An 18,163-nucleotide genomic window follows, 5' to 3' on the forward strand; every position below is an offset into this window, starting at 1 on the left:
CGCGAGCACGCCCGCGCGCGCGCAGCCGGCCGCGGAGGCGCCGGTCCTTTCGAGCAATGCCACCCAAGGCGCCGATCGATCGGCGCCGGCCGTCGCCACCGAGGCGGCACCGTCTCCTGCCGCCGGCGCAGCGGCGCCGAAGGCCGTCGCTGCGCCGGCCGCTGCCGCGACACCGGCCGACGAGGTCGAAACCGCGACCGAACTGCAGCGCAACGCGAGGCTCGCGCCGGAGGAATGGATCAAGAAGATCCGCGAGCTGCTGCGCGCGCAGCGGCGCGCCGACGCGCTCGAGAACCTCGCGCTGCTGCGCCGCACGCATCCGGACTATGTGCTGCCCGAGGACCTGCGCGCGCTGCGCTGAATGCCGCGGCTTCCGGCCGCGTAGCGGTGCCCGCGCGTGATGACGACGAGTTGCCGGATAATCGGCGGATGAACGCACCGCTTTGCACCTTGGCGCATCCCGCCCAGGCCTCGCAGGAGATCAGGAAAAGCCGCTTCCTCTGCCAGGCCGCGCCGGTGTCCGGCCCGGACGCAGCGCTGGCCTTCCTCGCGCGCGTCGGCGACCCCCAGGCCACCCACAACTGCTGGGCTTATCGCATCGGCCAGAGCTATCGCTTCTCCGACGACGGCGAACCGGCCGGCACGGCCGGCAAGCCGATACTGCAGGCCATAGACGGACAAGGCTTCGACCAGGTCATGCTCGTCGTGGCGCGCTGGTTCGGCGGCATCAAGCTCGGCGCCGGCGGCCTGATGCGCGCCTACGGCGGCGTCGCGGCCGAATGCCTGCGCCTGGCCACGCGCATACCGCTCGTGCACAAGACCGAGGTCGAGTTCGACCTCCCGTTCGCCGCGCTGGCCATACTCAAGGCGCGGCTGACCGACTTCGACGCCGACTGCCTGGCCGAACACTACGGCAGCGACGGTGCGTCGCTGCGCCTGGCGCTGCCGGAACCGCGCGTGGCGGCGCTCGCGCAGTTGCTGGCCGACCTCACGCGTGGACGCAGCGCCGTACGCCGCGGCGACTGAGCCACGCGATCGCGCCCGGGTGATTGAATCGCGCCGCAACGTCTCCATGACGAGCTGGCCGCCGCGCCCGGCGACCGGCACCGAAGCCCACCGGACTCCCCGATGACCGATTCCAAACCGCCGCGCCGCAGCCTGGCCTCGCTGTCCTCGATCCTGCCGCTGCTGCGCGGACAGCGTGGGCTGCTGGCCGGCTGGATCGTCTTTCTCGTGCTGTCGTCGGCCGCGACCCTGTCGCTGCCGGTGGCCGTGCGCCACATGATCGACACCGGTTTCGCCGACGCCGACCCGGCGCGCATCGATGCGAGCTTCCTCGCGCTGTTCGGCGTCGCCGTCGTGCTCGCGGTCGCGACCGCCGCGCGCTATTTCTGCATCACCCTGCTCGGCGAACGCGCCGTCGCCGCGCTGCGCCGGCGCGTCTACGACCATCTGCTGACCCTGGACCAGGCCTTCTTCGAGCGCGCGCGCGTGGGCGAGCTGACCTCGCGCCTGTCGGCCGACAGCGAACTCGTACTGACCGTCGTGAGCTCCAGCCTGTCGGTGGCCGTGCGCAGCTTCGCCACCCTGATCGGCGCCTCGGCCGCGCTGGTCTGGACCAGCCCGCGCCTGGCCGGCTATGCCGCGCTCGTGATCCCGCTCGTCATCGCGCCGATGATCCTCGGCGGCCGGCGCCTGCAGCGGCTGTCGCGCGACAGCCAGGATCGCGTCGCCGACGCATCGGCCGTCGCGAACGAAACCTTGAATGCGATGCGCGCGGTGCAGGCCTACGGCCGCGAGGCCACCGAGCGGCAACGCTACGGCGACGCCATCGCCAAGGGCATCGCGACGAGCCGCCGGCGCATCGGCGCGCGCGCGGCGATCACGATGCTGGCCATCCTGCTCGTGTTCGGCGCGATCGTGCTCGTGCTCTGGAGCGGCGCGCACGCGGTGCTCACGGGCGAACTCAAGGCCGGCGTGCTGAGCCAGTTCGTGCTGTACGCGGTCATCGCCGGTGGTTCGGTCGGCGCGCTCAGCGAAGTCTGGGGCGAAGTGCAGCGCGCGGCCGGCGCGCTGGAGCGCATCGACGAACTGCTCGCGACGCCGGCGCAGATCCGCTCGCCGGCGCAGCCGGCGGCATTGCCCAGGCCGGTGCGCGGCGCGATCGCGTTCGAGCAGGTGGAATTCCGCTATCCGTCGCGGCCCGACACGGCCGCGCTGCACGACTTCAGCCTGCAGGTGCGCCCCGGCGAGACCGTCGCGCTGGTCGGCCCTTCCGGCGCCGGCAAGAGCACGGTGTTCCAGCTGCTGCTGCGCTTCTACGATCCGCAGTCGGGCACGGTCAGCATCGACGGCCAGGATCTGCGCGCGCTGGCCCTGCCCGAGCTGCGCGGCGCGATCGCGCTGGTGCCGCAGGACACGGTCATCTTCGGCGCGAGCGCGCTGGACAACATCCGCTTCGGCCGCGTCGACGCGGCCGAAGACGAAGTCGTCGCCGCGGCCCGCGCGGCTGAGGCGCACGACTTCATCGTCGCGCAGAGCGACGGCTATGCGACGCATCTCGGCGAGCGCGGCGTGCGCCTGTCCGGCGGGCAGCAGCAGCGCATCGCGATCGCGCGCGCGCTGCTCAAGGACGCGCCGATCCTGCTGCTCGACGAGGCGACCAGCAATCTCGACGCCCAGTCCGAGGCCGCCGTGCAGCATGCGCTCGAACGGCTGATGCACGGCCGCACGACCCTGGTCATCGCCCATCGCCTGGCCACCGTGCAGCAGGCCGACCGCATCGTCGTGCTCGATGCCGGCCGCATAGTCGCGCAGGGCACGCACGAAGAGCTGCTGCATCAGGGAGGACTGTATGCCGAGCTCGCCCGTCTGCAATTCGCGGCCTGACAGCGAGCGCGCCGGCGGCGCGCCTGTCGATCCGCGCCGCGCTCGCTCGACGCGAGCAGCGCCATTCCCGCTTTCCCTTCCCGAGTCGTTCGCCATGAAGCCACGATCGTTCCGCGCCGTGCTGGCGCCTTGTCTCGCCGTCCTGCTGCTGGCCGGCTGCAATTCCGACCCGCAACCCGCGGCCGCCGCCCCCGCCGATGCCGGCGCCAGTCTTTCGGTCAACCTCGCGACGCCGCAGACGCGCAGCCTCGCGCAGCGCCTGACGGCCTCCGGCAGCATCGCCGCCCAGGAGGAGATGCTGCTCGGCGTCGAGCTCTCGGGCGTGCGCGTGGCCGAGGTGCTCGTCGACGTCGGCGAAGCGGTGACCAAGGGCCAGGTGCTGCTGCGCCTGGACACGCGCACCCTGCACAGCGAGCAGCGCCAGGCCGATGCGGCCGTCGCCGAGGCTGAAGCCGCGCTGGCCGTGGCCAGGCGCAACAACGAACGCATGGCCGCATTGCGCGAGAAAGGCCTGACCAGCGCGCGCGACGCCGACGAAATGTGGGCCGCGGCGACCCAGGCCGAAGCGCGGCTGACCTCCGCGCGCGCGCAGCGCGACGCCGCGGCGCTGCGCCTGAGCTTCGCCGAGCTGCGCGCGCCCGACGACGGCCTGATCTCGCGCCGCGACGTGCAGCCGGGCCAGGTCGTCGCGAGCGGCGACCAGCTGCTGCGCCTGATCCGCCACGGCCGTCTCGAGTGGCGCGGCAATCTGCCCGAGGCCGAGCTCGTGCGCGTGCGCGAAGGCACGCCGGTGCAGGTCGCGGGCCCCGACGGCCGTACGGCGCAGGCGCAGGTGCGCCGCGTCGCGGCGAGCCTCGATGCGGCCAGCCGCACCGGCATCGTCTACGCAACCCTGAGCGAACCCGGCCAGCTGCGCGCCGGCATGTTCGCCCAGGGCGAGCTGCAGCTCGGCGAGAGCCCGGCGCTGCTGCTGCCGCTGGCCGCGGTCGTGCAGCGTGACGGCCACAGCTACGTGTTCCAGGTCGGCGCCGACCAGCGCGTCACGCGCAAGCGCGTGGAGATCGGCCGCGTCGACGACGGCCGGATCGAGATCGTCTCCGGCCTCGAGGCGAACCAGGCCGTCGTCGCGCGCGGCGCCGGCTTTCTCAGCGAAGGCGACCGCGTGCGCGTGATCGCCGGGACGGCCGCCCCATGAGCTTCAACGTCTCCGCCTGGGCCATACGCCGGCCGCTGCCGGCCGTGCTGCTGTTCGTGCTGCTCTGCGCGGCCGGCATCGCCGGTTTCCGCAGCCTCGCGATCTCGCGCTTTCCCGACATTTCGCTGCCGATGGTCATGATCACGGTGACCCTGCCCGGCGCCGCGCCGAGCCAGATGGAAACCGAGGTCACGCGCAAGGTCGAGGACGCCGTCGCGAGCCTCGCCGACATCGACAAGCTCGTTTCCACGGTCAACGAAGGCGTGTCGAACACGCGCATCGAGTTCGAGCTCGGCCGCAATCTCGACGAGGCGCTCGACGAAGTCCGCGACGCGGTCACGCGCATCCGCAGCGACCTGCCGCAGGACATCGAGGAACCGGTCGTCGCGAAGATCAACGTCGTCGGCGGCACCATGCTGAGCTTCACGGTCGAATCCGACACGCTCGCGCCGGACGAACTGAGCTGGTTCGTCGACGACACGGTGACGAAGGCGCTGTTCGGCGTGCCCGGCGTCGGCCAGGTCAAGCGCACCGGCGGCGTCGACCGCGAAGTGCGCATCGACCTGAAGCCCGGCGCGCTCGAAGCCCACGGCATCACGGCCGGCGCGGTGTCGCAGCAGCTCGCGCGCATCCAGGTCGAGATGCCCGGCGGCAAGGCCAACTGGGGCGGCAACGAGCAGATCGTGCGCACGGTCGGCACGGTGCAGGCGGTCGCGCAGCTGCGCGACATGCCGATCGCGCTGCCCGACGGCCGCCAGGTCAAGCTGTCGGCGCTGGCCGAGATCCGCGACGCGGCCGCCGAGCAGCGCCAGCTCGCCCTGCTCGACGGCAAGCCCGCGGTCGGCTTCGCGATCACGCGTACGCGCGGATCGAGCGAGGTCGGCGTCGGCCGCGCCGTGCGCGCCAAGGTCGTCGAGCTCGGCCAGCGCTTTCCGAACCTGCGTTTCGCCGAAGTCAGCTCCACGGTCGAGGAAGCCGAAGGCTCGTATTCCTCGTCGATGACCATGCTCTGGGAAGGCTCGCTGCTGGCCGTGCTCGTGGTGTGGCTGTTCCTGCGCGACTGGCGCGCGACCTGGATCTCGGCGCTCGCGCTGCCGCTGTCGATCATCCCGACGTTCGCCGTGATGCACTGGTTCGGCTTCAGCCTGAACATGATCACCCTGCTCGCGCTCGCGGTCGTCGTCGGCATCCTCGTCGACGACGCCATCGTCGAGGTGGAAAACATCGTGCGCCACCTCGGCCTCGGCAAGTCGCCGCAGCAGGCCGCGACCGACGCGGCCGACGAGATCGGTCTGGCCGTCATCGCGACGTCGCTGACCCTGGCCGCGGTGTTCGTGCCGGTCGCGTTCATGCCGGGCATTCCGGGCAAGTTCTTCCGCGAGTTCGGCTGGACCGCGGCCACGGCCGTGCTGTTCTCGCTCGCGGTCGCGCGTCTGCTGACGCCGATGATGGCGGCCTACCTGCTGAAGCCGCAGGCGCACGAGGAAAAGGAAGGCGCGCTGATGCGCTGGTATCTGCGCCTCGTCGAAAGCGCGCTCGCCCACCGCGCACGCACCTTGTGGCTCGCACTCGGCCTGTTCGTCGCCTCGCTCGCGATCGTGCCGCTGATCCCGGCTACCTTCATCCCGCCGGCCGATCTCGGACGCAGCAACCTGAGCCTGGAACTGCCGCCCGGCGCAAGCCTGGCCGAGACCACCGAGGTCGCCGAGCAGGCGCGCCGCGCGCTGGCCGACCTGCCCGAGCTCAAGCGCGTCTATACCGCGATCGGCGGCGTGCTCGATCTCGGCGATCCGAACCAGTCCCTCGTCGGCGACGTGCGCAAGGCCACCTTGACCCTCGACTGGGGCAAGCCGGCGACGCGATCGCGTCACCAGAAGGCGCTGGAGCGCGAAGTGCGCGCGCGTCTGGCCGACCTGCCCGGCGTGCGCGTGAGCTTCATCAGCAGCGAGCCCGGCGAACTGCTGCAGCTCGTGCTGGCCGGCGACAATCCGCAGACGCTGGTCGAAGCGAGCCAGCTCGTCGAGCGCGACCTGCGCAATCTCAAGGGTCTCGGCAGCGTCACTTCGACGGCGTCGCTGCTGCGGCCCGAGGTCGTCATCACGCCCGATCCGCTGCGCGCGGCCGACCTCGGCGTCGCGACGGCCGACATCGCCGAAGCCGCGCGCATCGCGACGGCCGGCGATTTCCGCCAGCGCCTGGCCAAGCTCAATCTGCCCGAGCGGCAGATCCCGATCCGCGTGCGCATCGCCGAACAGAACCTAGACCAGCCCGCCGTGATCGGCCTGCTGCGCGTGCCGGGCCGCGACGGTCCGGTGCCGCTGGCCGCGGTCGCGAACATCCGGCTGGACAGCGGCCCGGCCCAGCTCGACCGCTACGGCCGCCAGCGCAACATCACGTTCAACATGGAGCTCAACGGCCGGCCGCTCGGCGAGGTCATGGCCGAGATCGAGCAGCTGCCCTCGCTCAAGCAGCTGCCGGCCGGCGTGAAGCTGCTCAACACCGGCGACGCGGAAATCTTCGTCGAGCTGTTCGTCGGCTTCCTCGTCGCGATGGGCACCGGCATCTTCTGCGTCTACGCCGTGCTGTTGCTGCTGTTCAACAACGCGCTGCAGCCGCTGACGATCCTGATCGCCGTGCCGCTCTGCGCCGGCGGCGCGTTCGGGCTGCTGCTGCTGACTCACAACTACCTGTCGCTGCCGGCGCTGATCGGCCTGCTCATGCTGATCGGCATCGCGACGAAGAACTCGATCCTGCTCGTCGACTACGCCGTCGTCGCCGAACAGGACCACGGCCTGAGCCAGCACGACGCGCTCGTCGACGCCTGCCGCAAGCGTGCGCGTCCCGTCGTCATGACGACCCTTGCCATGGGCGCCGGCATGCTGCCGATCGCGATGGGCTTCGGCGCCGACGCGTCGTTCCGCGCGCCGATGGCGATCGCCGTCATAGGCGGCCTGATCACCTCGACCCTGCTGAGCCTCGTCGTGATTCCGGCCGCCTATACCGTGCTCGACGACCTGCGCGAGCGCGTCAGACATCGTGCGCTGCGCCGCAAGGCACCGCGGTCGACCCCGGCGACCGCGCGGCACTGAGGAAGGCGTTCCCTCTCCCTCGCGAGCCTCTCGCGAGGGAGAGCCGGGCACGCTACGGCATCGCCCGTATCCAGTCGCGCAGCAGCGCCTGCAGCGCGGGACCGCGCGTCGCCAGGTCGTCGGCGTCGCGGATCGCGACGAGCGCGCGGTCCTTCGCGAGCCATTGCAGCAGGCCGGCCGGATCGGCGATGGCGACGCCGCCGTCGGCGATCGCGTTCTTCTTTGCGCCGAAATGCAGGATCAGGCCGATGCCGACCTTGGCGCGCAGATGCGTCGTCGCGAACCATTCGCGCGTGCGGAAACTCGGCGCGTTCCACTTGATGCCTTCGGCGATCGACGGATCGGCGCCGAGCACCGCGCGGCGCAGCGCGGCGACGAGATCGCGGGCCGGGTGCTCCAGCGCAGCCAGGAAAGCGTCCACGTCACTGTCAGCGACCGTATCCGGCGCACCCCCGTTCCGCTTGCCCTTGCCTGCCGCCATCGCGTCGCTCCCGTCGTTGTCGTTGCGGCGATGCTAGCAGCTGGACACAACCGCACGCGGGGTGCGAAATCCGCCAGCCGGCGGCCGCGCCACCCGCGCGGCGCCCGCGAGCGCTGGCACCATAGGCCGACCATTCCCGCCGAGGCCGCACCGTGGAACCGAGCGAACGCATAGATCTGTTCTACCGCGCGTTTCAGCGCCGCGACGGCGCGACCATGGCGGCCTGCTACACGCCCGACGCGACGTTCCGCGACCCGGTGTTCGACCTGTGCGGCGAACGCGTCGGCGCGATGTGGCGCATGCTCTGCGAGCGCGGCAAGGATCTGCGCGTCGAGTTTTCCGATATACGCGTCGACGGCGACCGCGGCAGCGCCGAATGGCAGGCCTGGTATCGCTTCAGCAAGAGCGGCCGGCCTGTGCACAACGTGATCCACGCCGAATTCCGCTTCCGCGACGGCCTGATCTGTGAACATGTGGACAGCTTCGATTTCTGGCGCTGGTCGCGCCAGGCTCTCGGCCCGGCGGGCCTGCTGCTGGGCTGGTCCGGCTGGCTGCGCGACAAGGTCCGCGGCGAAGCCGCGCGCGGGCTCGCCGCATTCCGCTGAGCGCCGCGCCGGTCGCTTCGTCCGGCGTTCGCTGCGCGGAACGCTTCGACGCCGCGGTTCGCCGGCAATCTACGCGGACCGGTCCGGCGAACAGTTCGCGAGCTCGACGCGGCGTTCGAGCAGGAAGTCGATCAGCGCGCGCAGCGCCGGCGACAGGCGCCGCTCGGTATAGACCAGGCTCAGCGGCGTCGCCTCGCCGCGCCACTCGGGCAGCACTCGCTGCAGCCGCCCGGCCGCGACGTCCTCGACGATGTCGGCCCAGATGCGGTAGGCGATGCCGCGGCCGCGCACGGCCCAGCGCCGCACCATCTCCGCGTCGTTGAAGGTCCAGCGCGGCGTCACGCCGACCTCGCAGGTCTGCTCGCCGCGCAGGAAGCTCCAGCGGTCCACTGGCCGGTAATGGCGCATGTAGCACAGCGTGTCGTGCCCGGCGAGTTCCTGCGGGTGCTGCGGCGCGCCGTGCCGTTCGATGTAGTCGGGCGCCGCGCAGGCCACGCGTTCGAGCTGGGCCAGCGGCACGGCGATCAGGCTCGAGTCGCCGAGCGCGCCGTAGCGCAGCGCCAGGTCCACGGGCGCGGCGAAGAAGTCGGCGATCGCATCGTCGAGGGTGATCTGGAAACGCACGCCCGGATGGCGCGCGGCGAAATCCGCGAGCCAGCCGGCCAGCCGGTTGCGGCCGAAATCCGCCGGCGCGGTCACGCGCACGAGGCCGTTCAACGCCTCCGCGTCGCGGCTCAGCGCGAGCCGTCCGGCGCGCAGCGCGTCGAGCGCGGCACGCGCGTGCGGCAGATAGCGTTCGCCCTCGGCGCTCAGGCGCAGGCTGCGGGTCGTGCGCAGGATCAGGCGCACGCCGAGCTGCGCTTCGAGCCGCTTGAGCGCCGCGCTCGCGACGGCCGGTGTGATGCCGAGCGTGCGCGCCGCGAGACTGAGCCGGCCGCCGTCGGCGCAGGCCATGAACACGGCGATGTCGGAAACGGATTCGCTCATTCTCAATCGTCCGTTGATACAGAATCGGCGCGAGCGCCGCTGTCGCGACGATACGCCTGCCACTACCCTGCCCGACAGCTCCGCTTCCCCGCCTTCCGATGAATCCGACCGTTACCGAATCCCGGCCGAGCTGGACCCGCACCGCGATCGTCGCGATCGCCTGCGGCGCGCTGATCGTCACCTTGAGCATGGGCGTGCGCCAGAGCTTCGGCATGTTCATGCAGCCGATAGGCCGCGACTTCGGCATCGGCCGCGAATACTTCGGCTTCGCGATCGCCGTGCAGAACCTGCTGTTCGGCCTGGCCCAACCGTTCGTGGGCGCGATCGCCGACCGCTACGGCGTGCGCCGCGTGCTCGTCGTCGGCGCGCTGGTCTATGCGGCCGGACTGGCCATGGCCGCGCTCGTGCTCGCGCCCGGCGGCATCATGGCCAGTCTCGGCGTGCTGGTCGGGCTCGGTCTCAGCGGAACCACGTTCGTCGTCGTGCTGACCGGCGTCGCGCGCCTCGTGCCGCCGGAGCGGCGCAGCCTCGCGTTCGGCCTCGTCACGGCCGGCGGCTCCTTCGGCCAGTTCGCCGTCGTGCCGGTCGCGCAGGCGCTGATCGCCGCGTGGGGCTGGCGCGGTGCGATGTTCGGCCTCGGCGCGTTTATACTCGCAACCCTGATCGCCGCCGCCGGCATACGCCGGCCTGCCGCGAGCGGCGCCGCGGTCGCGGCCGACGACGGCGGCTTGACCCGCGCGCTGGCCCAGGCCGCTGCGCATCCGCACTACTGGCTGCTCAACGCCGGCTTCTTCGTCTGCGGCTTCCACATCGCGTTCATCGCGACGCATTTCCCGGCCTATCTCGTCGACAAGGGTATGCCGGCCCAGGTCGGCGCGACGGCGCTCGCGCTCGTCGGCCTGTTCAACATCGCCGGCTCCTACCTGTTCGGTCTCTGGGGCGGGCGCCATTCGCGGCCGCGCCTGCTCGCCGCGCTGTATGCGGCGCGCGCCGTCGCGATCGCGATCTTTCTCGCCGTGCCGCTGAGCACGGCCTCGACCCTGGTCTTCGCCGCGGTGTTCGGCTTTCTCTGGCTCGGCACCGTGCCGCTGACCAACGGCGCCGTCGCGAGCCTGTTCGGCGTGCGCTACCTGTCGACCCTGTACGGCATCGTGTTCCTGAGCCATCAGGTCGGCAGCTTCATCGGCGCCTGGGTCGCCGGGCGGCTGTACGACACGACCGGCAGCTACGGGCCGGTCTGGATCGCGAGCATCGCGCTCGGCCTCGCCGCCGCGGCGATCAGCTTCGTCACGCGCGACACACCGCCGGCCGCTGCGCCCATGCCGCTGCGCACCGCGGAATCGACGCCGTGAATGCCTCCTTGTCCTGGCGCCGCGTCGCCGGGTCGGCACTGATCCTCGGCGGCGCGCTGCTGTTGACGCTGCTCTGGCTGCGCTGGGGCGAGACCATCTTCGCCGGCCAACTCGGAGCCATGCTGTGCTGAATCCCGTCGATGTCCTGGCCCGTGCCGCGGCACTGAACAAATTCTGGTCGCCGCGCGTCGTCGGCGAGCTCGACGACTGCTACGTCAAGGTGGCCAAGGTGCACGGCGAACTGGTCTGGCACAGCCACGACGAACAGGATGAGCTGTTCTTCGTGCTGCAGGGACGCCTGCGCCTGCAGCTGCCCGACCGCGCGGTCGAACTCGGCCCCGGCGAACTGTTCGTCGTGCCCCGGGGCGTGCGGCACCTGCCGGTGGCCGAGCAGGAATGCCTGCTGATGCTGATCGAGCGCAAGGACACCGCGCACACGGGCGAGGTGCAGACGGTGCGCACGCGCAGCCTGGCCGAACAGCTGCGCACCGACTGAGCGCGATCCGGCGCGGCCGCGCTATGCTGCGCGCCCGGTTCCTCAGGATCGTGCCGTGGCCCTGCCGTTGCTGATGCTCGTGCTGTTCGCGGCGCTCGAAGTGTTCCTGGTTCTCGTCGTCGGTCTCGCGTTGCTGCTCGCGCTCGGCGCGACCTACGCGGCCGCCGGCGCGCTGTTGCTGTTCGTCGGCCTCAGCGCACTCGGCGGCCTCGCGCTCGCGGCGCTGTCGCGCCGCGCGGACGGACCGCGCTGGAGCAGGCCGATCGCGAGCCTCTGGCTCGCGCTGGCGACGGTCGCGGAACTCGGACTGTCGTTCGCCTCGCGCCTGCTCTGAGCCGCCTCGCCGGCCGCGTCGCGCGCCGCCGTGACGCGCGACGGTTGCCGGTACTGAGCAGTCGCTCGTTATTGCCACCGGTGCCGTGTCGATCGCCGGCGGCAATGGCTATGCTTGCCAGCCCCACGTCCACCGGTGCAGTCCATGATCCGCCAGACCGCCCTGTTCGCTGTCCTGCTGAGCGCCGCCGGCGCTGCCTTCGCCGCCACCGACAACCTGCGCACCGTCGCCGAGCAGTCCGGCTTCAAGCGCACGGGCCGCTACGACGAAGTGATCGACCTCTGCGCGCGCTTTGCGAAGGCCTGGCCCGACGCGGTGCGCTGCGACGAGTTCGGCCGCACGCCCGAAGGCCGGCCGATGCTCGCGCTGGTCGCGACCCGCAGCGGCGCGCGCACGCCCGAGGCCGCGCGCGAACAGGGCGTGCCGGTCAGCCTGTTCCAGGGCGGCATCCATGCCGGCGAGATCGACGGCAAGGACGCGGGCTTCCTGCTGCTGCGCGAACTGCTGCAGGGCAAGGCCGGCGCCGGCCTGCTCGACCGACAGGTGCTCATTTTCGTACCGGTGTTCAACGTCGACGGCCACGAGCGTTTCGCCGCGTGGAACCGGCCGAACCAGCGCGGCCCCGAGCAGATGGGCTGGCGCACGACGGCGCAGAACTACAACCTCAACCGCGACTACCTCAAGGTCGACACGCCCGAGATGCAGGCCATGCTCGGCCTCATGAACCGCTGGGATCCGCTGGTCTACGTCGACCTGCACGTGACCGACGGCGCCAAGTTCGAGCACGACGTCGCGATCCAGGTCGAGCCGCTGTATTCCGGCGACGAGGAACTGCGCAAGCTCGGCCGCGAGCTGCGCGACGAGACCATCGCGCGGCTGACCAGGCAGGGTTCCCTGCCGGTCGGCTTCTATCCGTCCTTCGTCGTCGGCGACGATCCGGCCTCGGGTTTCGCCGACACCGTCGCGCCGCCGCGCTTCTCGACCGGCTACCTGCCGCTGCGCAACCGCTTCGGCGTGCTCGTCGAAACGCATTCCTGGAAGCCCTATCCGACGCGCGTGAAGATCACGCGCAACACGATGCTCGACGTGCTGCAGCTCGTCAGCGAGCACGGCAAGGACTGGCGCGCCGAACAGCTGACCGCCGACGAGCGCGCCGCGACCCTCGGCGGCACGCGCGTCGCACTGGACTACAAGGCCACCGACAAGGCGCGCGAGATCGATTTCCGCGGCTACGCCTACACGCGCACGCCGTCGGAAATTTCCGGCGCGCTGATGACGCGCTACGACGAACGCAAGCCGCAGATCTGGAAGGTGCCGCTGCGCGACGACGTGCAGCCGGCGACCCAGGTCGAAGCGCCCAAGGGCGGCTATCTCGTGCCGGCGGCCTGGTCGGCGCTCGTCGCGGGCAAGCTCGACGCTCACGGCGTGAGCTATCAGCGTCTGGGCACCGCGCATGCGCGCCAGCCGCTGCAGAGCTTCCGCGCCGAGGCGGCCAAGTTCGCCGAACGTCCGAGCGAAAATCACCAGCGCACGAGCCTGCGCGGCGAATGGCAGGCCGAGACGCGCGACATCGGCGCCGGCGCGCTGTACGTGCCGCTGGCCCAGGCGCGCTCGCGCATCGCGATCGCCCTGCTCGAGCCGCAGGCGCCCGACTCGCTCGCCGCCTGGGGCGAATTCAACGGCGCGTTCGAGCAGAAGGAATACATGGAGGAATACGTCGCCGAGGACGTCGCGCGCGAACAGCTCAAGCGCGATCCCGCGCTCGCCGCCGAATTCCAGCGCCGGCTCGCGACCGACCCGGACTTCGTCCGCGACCGCAACGCCCGCCTCGAGTTCTTCGCCCGCCGCCACGCGTCCTGGGACGAGCAGTTCAATCTCTATCCGATCTTCCGCGTCGACCGCGCGCCGGACTGATCGCCGGCTCGTTCCTTCCCTCGCGAGCGAGGGAAGGAACGGCGGTTCAGCAGTTCATGTACTTCCAGTTGCGCGGCTTGCCTTCGGCGAGCCATTCGATGGCCTGGGCCAGGCGCCTGGCGCGGGTCTCGGCGCGCTTGGCCTCGCTGATCCACTCGACGTATTCGCGCCGGTTGGTCGGACTGAACGCGTCGAACGTCGCGGCGGCCTTGCGGTTTTTCTTCAGCGCAGCGGCCAGGTCCTCGGGTACTTCGGCAGGCTCGCGCGGCGCGGCCCTGGACTTCGGCGCCGGACGCACGCCGCTTTCGTTGAACTGCATGGCCTGGCGGAGGTAGCCGGCCAGCACTTTCTCGGCGGGCACGTCCTGCAGCGACGTGATGCGGCCGAACTGGCCCATGGCCTCGCCGTCGCGCGCATCGGCGACGAACTGCGAACCTTTCCAGAAGCCGAAGCTGCAGTGCTGCTTGAACGCGGCCATGCCGCAGAGCATGCCGTGATGCAGGAAATACGGCATGCCCCATTTGATCGACTCCTCGACGGCCGGGCAGTACTTGTGCACGGTGTCGCGCAGATGGCTCAGGATCGGCTGCGCGAACGCGGCGGCATTCGCGATGTAGGCGTCGACGCGCGGGTCGCGGGTTCCCATGGACGTTTCCTCGGCTGGAACGGATCGGTCGTTGCGGCGCGGGTTCAGGCCGGTGCGGCGAAGCGCAGCGATGTCGCGACGCGCCGGTTCGGAACGACCCGCGGCCGGAAGCGGCCTCGGCGCAAGTTCGCCGTGCGCATCGGTCAGGTCTGCCAGAGCAGGTCGGCCTGCTCCGGATGGCGTTCGAACCAGACGCGCGCATACGAACACAGCGGCCGTATGCGCCAGCCTTCGGCGCGCGCGGCGGCGACGGCGGCCGCGGTCAGCCGCGCGGCGATGCCGCGGCCGCCGACGGCCTCGGGCACGCCGGTATGCACGATGTCCATGCGCGTGCCGTCCAGGGTGTAGTCGAGCTCGCAGCGATGGCCGTCGACGACGGCCTGGAAGCGGCGCGCCGCGCGGTCGTGGTCGATGACGAGATCCATGCAGTCGCTCCGTGCCGGAATGCGCGGGAACGCTACACCCGCGGCGGCGGCGGCCACAACCGGCCGCGGCGGCGCCGACGCGGCCCCGGTCCCGGAGTCGACGACCGCGTCGGCTTCGGCATCGGCGCCATGCTGAAAGCAGGACAGCGGACGCATCCCTGCGACGCCGCGAACACATCCGCTGCACCGAGGCGCCGGCTACACTCGCCGGCATGCCCGAGCTCGCCTGCCAGCCGCCTGTTCCACACGCCTCGCCATGGCGCCGCATGGCCGAACAGGCGTTCAGCCGCGCGGCCGGCGCGCCGCTGATCGGCGGCAACGCCGTCGAGCTGCTGATCGACGCAGCCGTGCATTTCGAGACCTGGGAGCGCGAGATCGCTTCGGCGCAGCGCTCGGTCTTCTTCGAGAACTACATCATCCGCGACGACGCGATCGGCCGCCGCCTGCGCGACGCGTTCGTCGCGCGCGCCGCGGCCGGCGTGCGCGTCTGCGTCGTGCGCGACTGGCTGGGCTGCCTGGGGTTGGACGGCCGGCGCTTCTGGCAGCCGCTGCTCGACGCCGGCGGCGAGGTGCGCTCCTACAACCCGCCGCGATTCTCGAGCCCGCTGGGCTGGATCAGCCGCGACCATCGCAAGCTGCTCGTCGTCGACAACACGTTCGCCTGCATCAGCGGCGTCTGCCTGTCGCAGAAATGGCTGGGCGATCCGGACAAGCAGATCGCGCCGTGGCGCGACACCGGCGTTACCGTGCGCGGCCCGGCCGTGGCCGAGCTCGTGCATGCGTTCGCCGATCTCTGGAGCCAGCTCGGCGCACCGCTGCCGCCGGAGCTGCAGCAGACCGCGGCGACGCCGGCCGGCAGCATCGACGTACGCGTGATCGCGACCCAGCCGAGCACGGCCGGCCTGTTCCGCCTCGACCAGCTCATCGCCGCGATGGCGCGCGAGCGCCTCTGGCTCGCCGACGCCTATTTCGTCGGCCTGTCGCCGTACGTGCAGGCGCTCGTCGCGGCCGCGCGTGACGGCGTCGACGTACGCCTGCTCGTGCCGGGCACGAGCGACATTCCGGCCGTCGCGCGTCTGTCGCAGGCCGGCTACCGGCCGCTGCTCGAAGCCGGCATCCGCGTGTTCGAGTGGAACGGCTCGATGATGCACGCCAAGACCGCCGTCGCCGACGCGCGCTGGGCGCGCGTGGGGTCGAGCAATCTCAACGTCGCGAGCTGGGTCGGCAACTGCGAGATCGACCTCGCGGTCGAGGACCGCGGCTTCGCCGCGCAGATGGAAGCGCAGTACCTCGCCGATCTCGACAACGCGACCGAGATCGTGCTGAAGCGCCGCAAAGTGGAAAAATCGTCACGCCGCGGCGGGCGCGCGCGCGGCGGCAGCTCCAGCCGCGCGGCCGCCGGCGCGATGCGTCTCGCGCACAGCGTGAGTTCGGCCCTCGGCAACCAGCGCGTGCTCGGCCGCGCCGAGGCCGGCGCCCTGCCCTGGGTCGCGCTGAGCCTGCTCGCGCTGACCGTCGTCGGCCTGCGCTGGCCCTGGCTGCTGGCCTGGCCGCTCAGCGTGCTGGCCGGCCTGCTCGGCCTGAGCCTGCTCGTGCGCTATCGGCAGTCGCGCCAGCGCGCCGCCGCGCCGCCGCCGCAGGCCGGCGACGAGCCGGCGCAGTCGCCGTAGCCACGCGCACGGCGGCTCAGAGCACCGCGCCGGCGAAATCGAAATCGAACTCGGTCAGCCAGTCGCAGACCAGCGCGCCGTTCGCGTAGTGCGCACCGCTGCGCAGCAGCTCGCCGATGTCGGCCATGTCGTTGACGCCGCTGGCAATGACGATCTTGCCGAGGCTGCGCACCGCGGCGAAGCGGTTGGCCAGCGTGCTCCAGGCCGAACCCGTCGCGACCGCGACGGTCGGCCGCTCGAAGCGCACGACGCTGAAGGCCGCGTGCTGCAGCCAGCGCTGGGCGCGCTCGGAATCGTCGTCGGCGCGCAGGCAGAAGCGCGCGCCGACGCGCTGCAGGGTTTCTATCGCCGCGTCGCCGGGCTGCAGCTCGATGAGGTCGGCGATGTCGAACTCCAGCGCGATCGCCGACGCCGGCACATTCTGGGCGCGCAGCTCGGTCGCGAGCCACGGCGCGAACGCGATGTCGAGCAGTGACTCGGCGCTGACCGGCAGGAACAGGCGCAGCTCGCCAATCTCGCCGCGCGCATGCAGCTGGCGCAGCGCGAGGCGGATCAGGCGCTTGTCGGCCTGGGTCGCGAGACCGAGCCGGCGCGCGAGCGGCAGGTATTCGGCCGGCTCGATCAGGATGCTCTGCGAACTGCGCGGCGGCTTGAGCTGCATGCGTGCGAGGTATTGCCCGCTGAGGTTGCCGGCCAGCGGCGCGAACGGCTGGAACGACAGCAGCGAGTTGGCCGCGTCGGCCGCGGTGCGCAGGATCGCGCGGACCAGGCGCACGCGCGGATCCTCGCTGGCTGCGTTCGGATCGCGCAGATCGAGCGTGACCGCGTTGCCTCCGGCGGCCTGCACCGTCAGCGCCTGCTGGCGCACGCGGCGGATCAGGGTTTCGGCGCGCTCGGCCGGGCCGCTGATGCGCAGCGCGGCGAGGCTGAAGCCGAGCCGCAGCGGATCCTCGGCCGACAGCCACGCGCGCGCGGCGAGGCGGCTGCGCGCCTGCTCCAGCGCCTCGCGCAGCGCGAGTTCGTCGTCGCGCTGGGCCAGCGCGAGGAACACGTACTCGCCGTAGGCGCAGAGCGGCCGCGCGAACGGCAGCTCGGCGGCGATGGCCGAAGCGAGCTGCTGCGCGAGGGTGCCGGCCGTGACGAAGCCGACGCGCTCGCGCACGGCTTCGATCTCATCGACGGCCAGGTAGACCAATGCGGCGCAGGCTTCGCCGCCGGCCTCGGCCAGGTGCTGCAGTTCCTGCAGGAACACGTCGCGGCCCGACAGCGTGCCGCGGCGCTCGCCGCGCGCCGAGCCGGCGCTGAGGCTCAGCGCGCGCGCGCGGCGCACGCGGCTCTCGACGGTCATCAGCAGATGGCGCGGCTTGACCGGCTTGGTCAGGAAATCGTCGCCGCCCATCGATATCGCGTCGAAGCGCCGGTCGAGATCCTGCTCGCCGGACAGGAACACGATCGGCAGGAACGCGCAGCCGGGTTCGGCGCGTATGGCCTGCGCGACTTCGATGCCGTTGGCGTCGGGCAGGTAGAAGTCCAGCAGCACGAGATCCGGATGGAACGCGTGCACGGCCTCGGCGACGCCGGCCGCGTCGGGGCACACGCGCGTCGTGATGCCGCGATGATGCAGCACCGACTCGCAGAACTTGGCCTGGGCCGGGTCGTCCTCGACGACGAGTACGCGATAGCCGAGGCTGCGCCGCTGCTCGAGCATTTCCTCGATGCGCGCGAGGATCACGATCGGATCGCGGCTGGACACGACCGCGTCGGCGCCGGCGCGCTGCGCATACAGCACGCGCGCGAGATCGCCCGCTTCCGACAGCACGAGGCAGACCGGCGGATCGCGCTGCGCGTCGCGCGCGCGCGCCACGGCCTCGAGCAGGCCGTGCAGCTCGGGGACGAACGCGTCGTCGACGAGCAGCACGTCGGGCGGGCTCTCGGCCATCGCGAGCTGCAGCGGCGCGAGCGCCTCGAACGGCCGCACGAGGAAACGCTGCGCGCCCAGGGTCGGCGCCAGCGCGTCGATCGCGCGATCGGCCGCGGCGAGGTAGTTCACCTGGCCGCGCACGCTGCTGGCCGGCGCGCG

General features: G+C 71.6%; 16 protein-coding genes and 1 pseudogene. 12 read left to right on the plus strand and 5 right to left on the minus strand.

Features of this window, described 5'->3' with window-relative positions; all coding sequences use genetic code 11:
* The 5 genes and pseudogenes from NON22_RS08855 to NON22_RS08875 all read left to right on the plus strand — a co-directional run.
* A pseudogene (locus NON22_RS08855) lies at positions 1-361 on the plus strand (hypothetical protein); the annotation flags it as partial.
* A 68-nt stretch (positions 362-429) separates the two neighbouring features.
* Positions 430-1,026, plus strand: a complete 597-nt coding sequence (locus NON22_RS08860) for an IMPACT family protein (RefSeq protein ID WP_257386567.1) — start codon at positions 430-432, stop codon at positions 1,024-1,026.
* Between the two features lie 102 nt (positions 1,027-1,128).
* Positions 1,129-2,889: an ABC transporter transmembrane domain-containing protein gene (locus tag NON22_RS08865; protein WP_257386568.1), complete on the plus strand. Its 1,761-nt coding sequence runs from the start codon at positions 1,129-1,131 to the stop codon at positions 2,887-2,889.
* A 94-nt stretch (positions 2,890-2,983) separates the two neighbouring features.
* Entirely contained in the window at positions 2,984-4,084 is a 1,101-nt protein-coding gene (locus tag NON22_RS08870) for an efflux RND transporter periplasmic adaptor subunit (protein WP_257386569.1), read from the plus strand.
* Positions 4,081-7,173 carry an efflux RND transporter permease subunit gene (locus NON22_RS08875; RefSeq protein WP_257386570.1) on the plus strand — a complete coding sequence of 1,031 codons (3,093 nt, stop codon included), beginning with the start codon at positions 4,081-4,083 and terminating at the stop codon, positions 7,171-7,173. The genes NON22_RS08870 and NON22_RS08875 overlap by 4 nt, the downstream gene beginning before the upstream one ends.
* 52 nt (positions 7,174-7,225) lie before the next feature.
* Here NON22_RS08875 and NON22_RS08880 read toward each other — a convergent pair whose 3' ends face one another.
* On the minus strand, positions 7,226-7,594 hold the full coding sequence (locus tag NON22_RS08880) for a DUF1801 domain-containing protein (RefSeq protein ID WP_257386571.1): 369 nt from the start codon (positions 7,592-7,594) through the stop codon (positions 7,226-7,228).
* A 212-nt stretch (positions 7,595-7,806) separates the two neighbouring features.
* On the opposite strand from NON22_RS08880, the gene NON22_RS08885 reads away from it, so the two are divergent.
* Entirely contained in the window at positions 7,807-8,259 is a 453-nt protein-coding gene (locus NON22_RS08885) for a nuclear transport factor 2 family protein (protein WP_257386572.1), read from the plus strand.
* Between the two features lie 69 nt (positions 8,260-8,328).
* Here the strand turns inward: NON22_RS08885 and NON22_RS08890 are convergent, their stop codons facing one another.
* Complete coding sequence (locus NON22_RS08890) at positions 8,329-9,246, minus strand: LysR family transcriptional regulator (RefSeq protein ID WP_257386573.1); 918 nt, start codon at positions 9,244-9,246, stop codon at positions 8,329-8,331.
* A 98-nt stretch (positions 9,247-9,344) separates the two neighbouring features.
* Here NON22_RS08890 and NON22_RS08895 point away from each other — a divergent pair, with 98 nt between their 5' ends.
* The 5 genes from NON22_RS08895 to NON22_RS08915 all read left to right on the plus strand — a co-directional run bounded on the left by NON22_RS08895 (position 9,345) and on the right by NON22_RS08915 (position 13,342).
* Positions 9,345-10,598, plus strand: a complete 1,254-nt coding sequence (locus NON22_RS08895) for an MFS transporter (RefSeq protein WP_257386574.1) — start codon at positions 9,345-9,347, stop codon at positions 10,596-10,598.
* On the plus strand, positions 10,595-10,729 hold the full coding sequence (locus tag NON22_RS08900; protein WP_257386575.1) for a hypothetical protein: 135 nt from the start codon (positions 10,595-10,597) through the stop codon (positions 10,727-10,729). Before NON22_RS08895 ends, NON22_RS08900 begins: the two co-directional genes overlap by 4 nt.
* Complete coding sequence (locus NON22_RS08905; RefSeq protein ID WP_257386576.1) at positions 10,723-11,094, plus strand: cupin domain-containing protein; 372 nt, start codon at positions 10,723-10,725, stop codon at positions 11,092-11,094. The genes NON22_RS08900 and NON22_RS08905 overlap by 7 nt, the downstream gene beginning before the upstream one ends.
* A 55-nt stretch (positions 11,095-11,149) precedes the next feature.
* A complete protein-coding gene (locus NON22_RS08910) occupies positions 11,150-11,428 on the plus strand; it encodes a hypothetical protein (RefSeq protein ID WP_257386577.1) in 279 nt (92 codons plus the stop codon).
* 144 nt (positions 11,429-11,572) lie between these two features.
* The gene (locus NON22_RS08915; RefSeq protein WP_257386578.1) at positions 11,573-13,342 is read left to right on the plus strand and encodes a M14 family metallopeptidase; all 1,770 of its coding nucleotides are present in this window, start codon (positions 11,573-11,575) and stop codon (positions 13,340-13,342) included.
* Positions 13,343-13,388: 46 nt separating this feature from the next.
* On the opposite strand, the gene NON22_RS08920 is transcribed toward NON22_RS08915, so the two are convergent.
* Positions 13,389-13,988 carry a YdeI/OmpD-associated family protein gene (locus NON22_RS08920; protein WP_257386579.1) on the minus strand — a complete coding sequence of 200 codons (600 nt, stop codon included), beginning with the start codon at positions 13,986-13,988 and terminating at the stop codon, positions 13,389-13,391.
* A gap of 143 nt (positions 13,989-14,131) precedes the next feature.
* Positions 14,132-14,413, minus strand: a complete 282-nt coding sequence (locus NON22_RS08925) for a GNAT family N-acetyltransferase (protein ID WP_257386580.1) — start codon at positions 14,411-14,413, stop codon at positions 14,132-14,134.
* Positions 14,414-14,679: 266 nt separating this feature from the next.
* Here NON22_RS08925 and NON22_RS08930 point away from each other — a divergent pair, with 266 nt between their 5' ends.
* Positions 14,680-16,083 (plus strand): phospholipase D-like domain-containing protein, encoded by a 1,404-nt coding sequence (locus NON22_RS08930; protein ID WP_257386581.1) that lies wholly within the window; start codon positions 14,680-14,682, stop codon positions 16,081-16,083.
* A 16-nt stretch (positions 16,084-16,099) separates the two neighbouring features.
* On the opposite strand, the gene NON22_RS08935 is transcribed toward NON22_RS08930, so the two are convergent.
* On the minus strand, positions 16,100-18,163 hold a 2,064-nt coding region (locus NON22_RS08935; RefSeq protein WP_257386582.1), incomplete at its 5' end, for a response regulator.

This window comes from Tahibacter caeni, from assembly GCF_024609805.1.
Lineage (GTDB): Bacteria > Pseudomonadota > Gammaproteobacteria > Xanthomonadales > Rhodanobacteraceae > Tahibacter > Tahibacter caeni.

What these genes read in the sequence shown, in the direction of transcription:
- NON22_RS08915 (WP_257386578.1), top strand. Translation starts at nt 11,573, where the DNA reads ATGATCCGCCAGACCGCCCTGTTCGCTGTCCTGCTGAGCGCCGCCGGC.
- NON22_RS08930 (WP_257386581.1), top strand. Translation starts at nt 14,680, where the DNA reads ATGGCCGAACAGGCGTTCAGCCGCGCGGCCGGCGCGCCGCTGATCGGC.
- NON22_RS08865 (WP_257386568.1), top strand. Translation starts at nt 1,129, where the DNA reads ATGACCGATTCCAAACCGCCGCGCCGCAGCCTGGCCTCGCTGTCCTCG.
- NON22_RS08920 (WP_257386579.1), bottom strand. Translation starts at nt 13,988, where the DNA reads ATGGGAACCCGCGACCCGCGCGTCGACGCCTACATCGCGAATGCCGCC.
- NON22_RS08895 (WP_257386574.1), top strand. Translation starts at nt 9,345, where the DNA reads ATGAATCCGACCGTTACCGAATCCCGGCCGAGCTGGACCCGCACCGCG.
- NON22_RS08875 (WP_257386570.1), top strand. Translation starts at nt 4,081, where the DNA reads ATGAGCTTCAACGTCTCCGCCTGGGCCATACGCCGGCCGCTGCCGGCC.
- NON22_RS08860 (WP_257386567.1), top strand. Translation starts at nt 430, where the DNA reads ATGAACGCACCGCTTTGCACCTTGGCGCATCCCGCCCAGGCCTCGCAG.
- NON22_RS08925 (WP_257386580.1), bottom strand. Translation starts at nt 14,413, where the DNA reads ATGGATCTCGTCATCGACCACGACCGCGCGGCGCGCCGCTTCCAGGCC.
- NON22_RS08890 (WP_257386573.1), bottom strand. Translation starts at nt 9,246, where the DNA reads ATGAGCGAATCCGTTTCCGACATCGCCGTGTTCATGGCCTGCGCCGAC.
- NON22_RS08870 (WP_257386569.1), top strand. Translation starts at nt 2,984, where the DNA reads ATGAAGCCACGATCGTTCCGCGCCGTGCTGGCGCCTTGTCTCGCCGTC.